Source organism: Neobacillus drentensis (assembly GCF_036966985.1).
Taxonomy (GTDB): Bacteria; Bacillota; Bacilli; order Bacillales; family Cytobacillaceae; genus Neobacillus; species Neobacillus drentensis_E.
Window position 1 is genome coordinate 1 of sequence record NZ_JBALSN010000508.1, and the last position, 2,944, is coordinate 2,944.

Annotated in this window: 4 protein-coding genes; all 4 read right to left on the reverse strand. The window is 40.0% G+C overall.

Going from position 1 to position 2,944, the window contains the following annotated elements:
- Nucleotides 1-123: 123 nt before the first annotated feature.
- Entirely contained in the window at nucleotides 124-330 is a 207-nt protein-coding gene (locus tag V7659_RS26730) for a copper ion binding protein (RefSeq protein ID WP_335543115.1), read from the reverse strand.
- Between the two features lie 43 nt (nucleotides 331-373).
- Nucleotides 374-1,546 (reverse strand): ABC transporter permease, encoded by a 1,173-nt coding sequence (locus tag V7659_RS26735; RefSeq protein WP_335543116.1) that lies wholly within the window; start codon nucleotides 1,544-1,546, stop codon nucleotides 374-376.
- Complete coding sequence (locus V7659_RS26740; protein ID WP_438825877.1) at nucleotides 1,539-2,192, reverse strand: ABC transporter ATP-binding protein; 654 nt, start codon at nucleotides 2,190-2,192, stop codon at nucleotides 1,539-1,541. Before V7659_RS26740 ends, V7659_RS26735 begins: the two co-directional genes overlap by 8 nt.
- Before the next feature lie 8 nt (nucleotides 2,193-2,200).
- The coding region (locus tag V7659_RS26745) for an efflux RND transporter periplasmic adaptor subunit (protein WP_335543118.1) at nucleotides 2,201-2,944 on the reverse strand (744 nt) is incomplete at its 5' end.

Consider the following 2,944-nt stretch of genomic DNA (forward strand, 5'->3'; position numbering starts at 1 on the left):
CTCTATATCTACATTTTACTATATATGATCTTTTTCAAACCGCAAGATGTTTTCGTGTTTCCGCAAATATTTTGCAATGTTATGAAAAAAAACGTACCAAAAACATGGCACGTTTTTGCACAGTTAAGCAATATCATATCCCTGTTCATCGATCGTTTCTAAAATTTGGTCAAAGGAAACCAGATGGGGATGAAACTCTACGACTACATTTCCCTTTTTCAAATCAACTAGTACTTGTTCCACTCCAGTTAGAATTCCAACACAGCTTTCTATCACCTTTGCGCAATGTCCACATGACATCCCAATCACATTTAATTCAACTTTTTTCATAAATAATGACCTCTCTTATCTAAATTTTTCTGCAAAGCTACTCTTAAATACTCCTCAAAGCATCGATCGGGTTCAGCCTTGATGCTTTTCTTGCAGGAGCAATACCAAATATTATGCCGATCGCTGTCGAGAATCCTAGGGCCAAGATGACGGTTGATGCTGATAAAGTGAAACTTGCTCCAATGATTAGGCAAACAACAAACGCGATGAACACCCCAAGTAGGAAACCAATGGTTCCACCAAAAAGTGACATTAAGACTGCTTCCAGTAAAAACTGCTGCTGGATTCGTTTCGGTTCTGCCCCGAGTGCCTTTCTTAACCCGATTTCCGTTGTTCGTTCCGTAACCGAAACCAGCATCATGTTCATGATCCCGATACCGCCGACAACAAGGGAAATCGATGCGATCCCCCCAAGCATTAGTGATAACATCGTTGTTACTTGTTTAATCGAAGAAATCATATCCTCCATATTCATGACAGTAAAACTGTCAGCTTTGTAGTTAAAAGCCTGATTTAATACCGATTCGATATCGCTCGTTATTTTTTCAGAGTCATTAGAATCCTGCATATACACATCAACACTTGTAATGTATCCCGTTCCAAGGAGGCTCATGGAGGTGGTATAAGGGATAATCACCGCATCGTTAGTAGATGCTTCTGAAAAACTGCTTGATTTCTGTAAAGTGCCTACAACTGTATAATTAACCCCGGCGATCATCAGTTCTTTTCCGATCGGATCCTCTCCCCAAAATAATTCGTTAGCAATATCGGAACCTATCAAACACACCTTGTTTTCACTGTTGATATCTAATATATTTAATCCTCTGCCAGTTTCAACAAGGTCTTTTGTCTTTGAAAAATACACATCGTTTTTTCCTTGAACCAAAACATCTGTTTTTTCACTGCCGTTATAGACCACATTTGTGGTTCCTGTAAGTGTTGGGGAAACTCCAGCAACATCTTCAATTACTGAAAGTTTTTGAATATCCGTATCTATTAAGCCTTGTTTAAGTGGTGTCCCAATCGCCTGAACTGAGATCTTATCTGCACCAAAGGATGAAAATTCACTTGTCATCCCATTCATTGCACCTTTAACAATAGTAATCAATGCGATAATTGAGGCCACACCAATGACAATCCCTAGCATCGTGAGGAAAGATCGCATTTTGTTATGGATAAGATTCATCCAGGACATCTTAAGATTTTCCTTAAACATGCTCATAATCCTCCTTCAGATTACCGTCTAAAATGTGCATAATCCTGCTTGCATTTTTGGCAATTTCAATATCATGGGTAATCATGATAATCGTTTTTCCTTCTTCGTGTAGTTCATGAAAAAGCTCCATAATTTGCTGACCAGTTTTTTGATCAAGTGCTCCGGTGGGTTCGTCAGCTNNTGCTCTCGCGATAGCAACCCGCTGCTGCTGGCCTCCTGAAAGCTGATTGGGGCGGTGATGCAATTTTTCACTAAGAGCAACCCTTGTCAGCATATCCCGCGCTCTTTGTTGGCGGACTTTTTCAGATACCTTCGCATAGATAAGAGGAAGCTCGACATTCTGAATCGCACTTAGTCTAGGAAGGAGTTGAAACTGCTGAAACACAAAGCCAACCTCCTGATTCCGAATCACTGCCAATTGTGACTCATCCAGTTCATCCACTTTTTGATTCGATAAAATATAGTCACCGCTGGTAGGTGAATCGAGACAGCCAATCATATTCATAAGAGTCGATTTCCCTGAACCTGAGGGGCCTAAAATGGCAACGAAATCACCTTTATTAACTGTGAGATTGATGTTATTTAAGACTACTTGATCTTCATCGCCCATAAAGTAGGTTTTGGTTATATGTTCCATTTTGAGAATCTGCTCATTCATTGTTCATTACCTCCGTGCATCATGGCTGTATCGGAATTGTTTTTCTCTTGATTCGTAATGAGGACCACATCGCCAGGGTCCACTCCGCCCTTAATTTCCACCGTCGTACCATCATTGATGCCCGTTTGAATATATTGCTTGGTTGCCATCCCTTTTTCGGTTGGGATCATTACATAAGGCTTATTTTTACTATCAAATCGAATGGCTTTCATGGAAAGAGTAGTGACTCCCTTAGCCAATTGTTTCAATATTTTCGCTTCGGTACTCATGCCCACCTTAATCGCTTTGTCTTTCGTAAGGTCAATCGTTGCGGTAAAGTAAGAGACTCCATTCTCGTTGATGGCTTCTTTGGAAATGGCAGAAACGGTTCCTTTTATTTCTTTTTCAAGCGCATTTATGGAAACATAAACTTTTTGATCCACTTTGAGATATTTGAGGTCATATTCATCGACCTTTACGTTGGTTTGTAATTTGGAATAGTCGACAATATCGACAAGCTGTGCTCCAGACATGACTTCTGCGTTTTTTTCCACATGGATTTTTGCTATCTCCCCGTCTATGGCTGCCTTAATTTTGTCTCCCTGTTTGGTGGTCAACAAAACATCGCCTTTTTCGATTCTCTCCCCGATTTTTACTTCAATTTCTTTAATTTGCATGGCAGTATCACTCATCATCGTCTTTCTATTTTTTGCTTCAACGGTTCCTGAAAAGCTGAAATAAGTGGTAATATCACCTGTTTC

Bases quoted from the DNA above. Each gene is read 5' to 3' on its own strand.
- V7659_RS26730 (WP_335543115.1), bottom strand. From the start codon at position 330: ATGAAAAAAGTTGAATTAAATGTGATTGGGATGTCATGTGGACATTGC.
- V7659_RS26735 (WP_335543116.1), bottom strand. From the start codon at position 1,546: ATGTTTAAGGAAAATCTTAAGATGTCCTGGATGAATCTTATCCATAAC.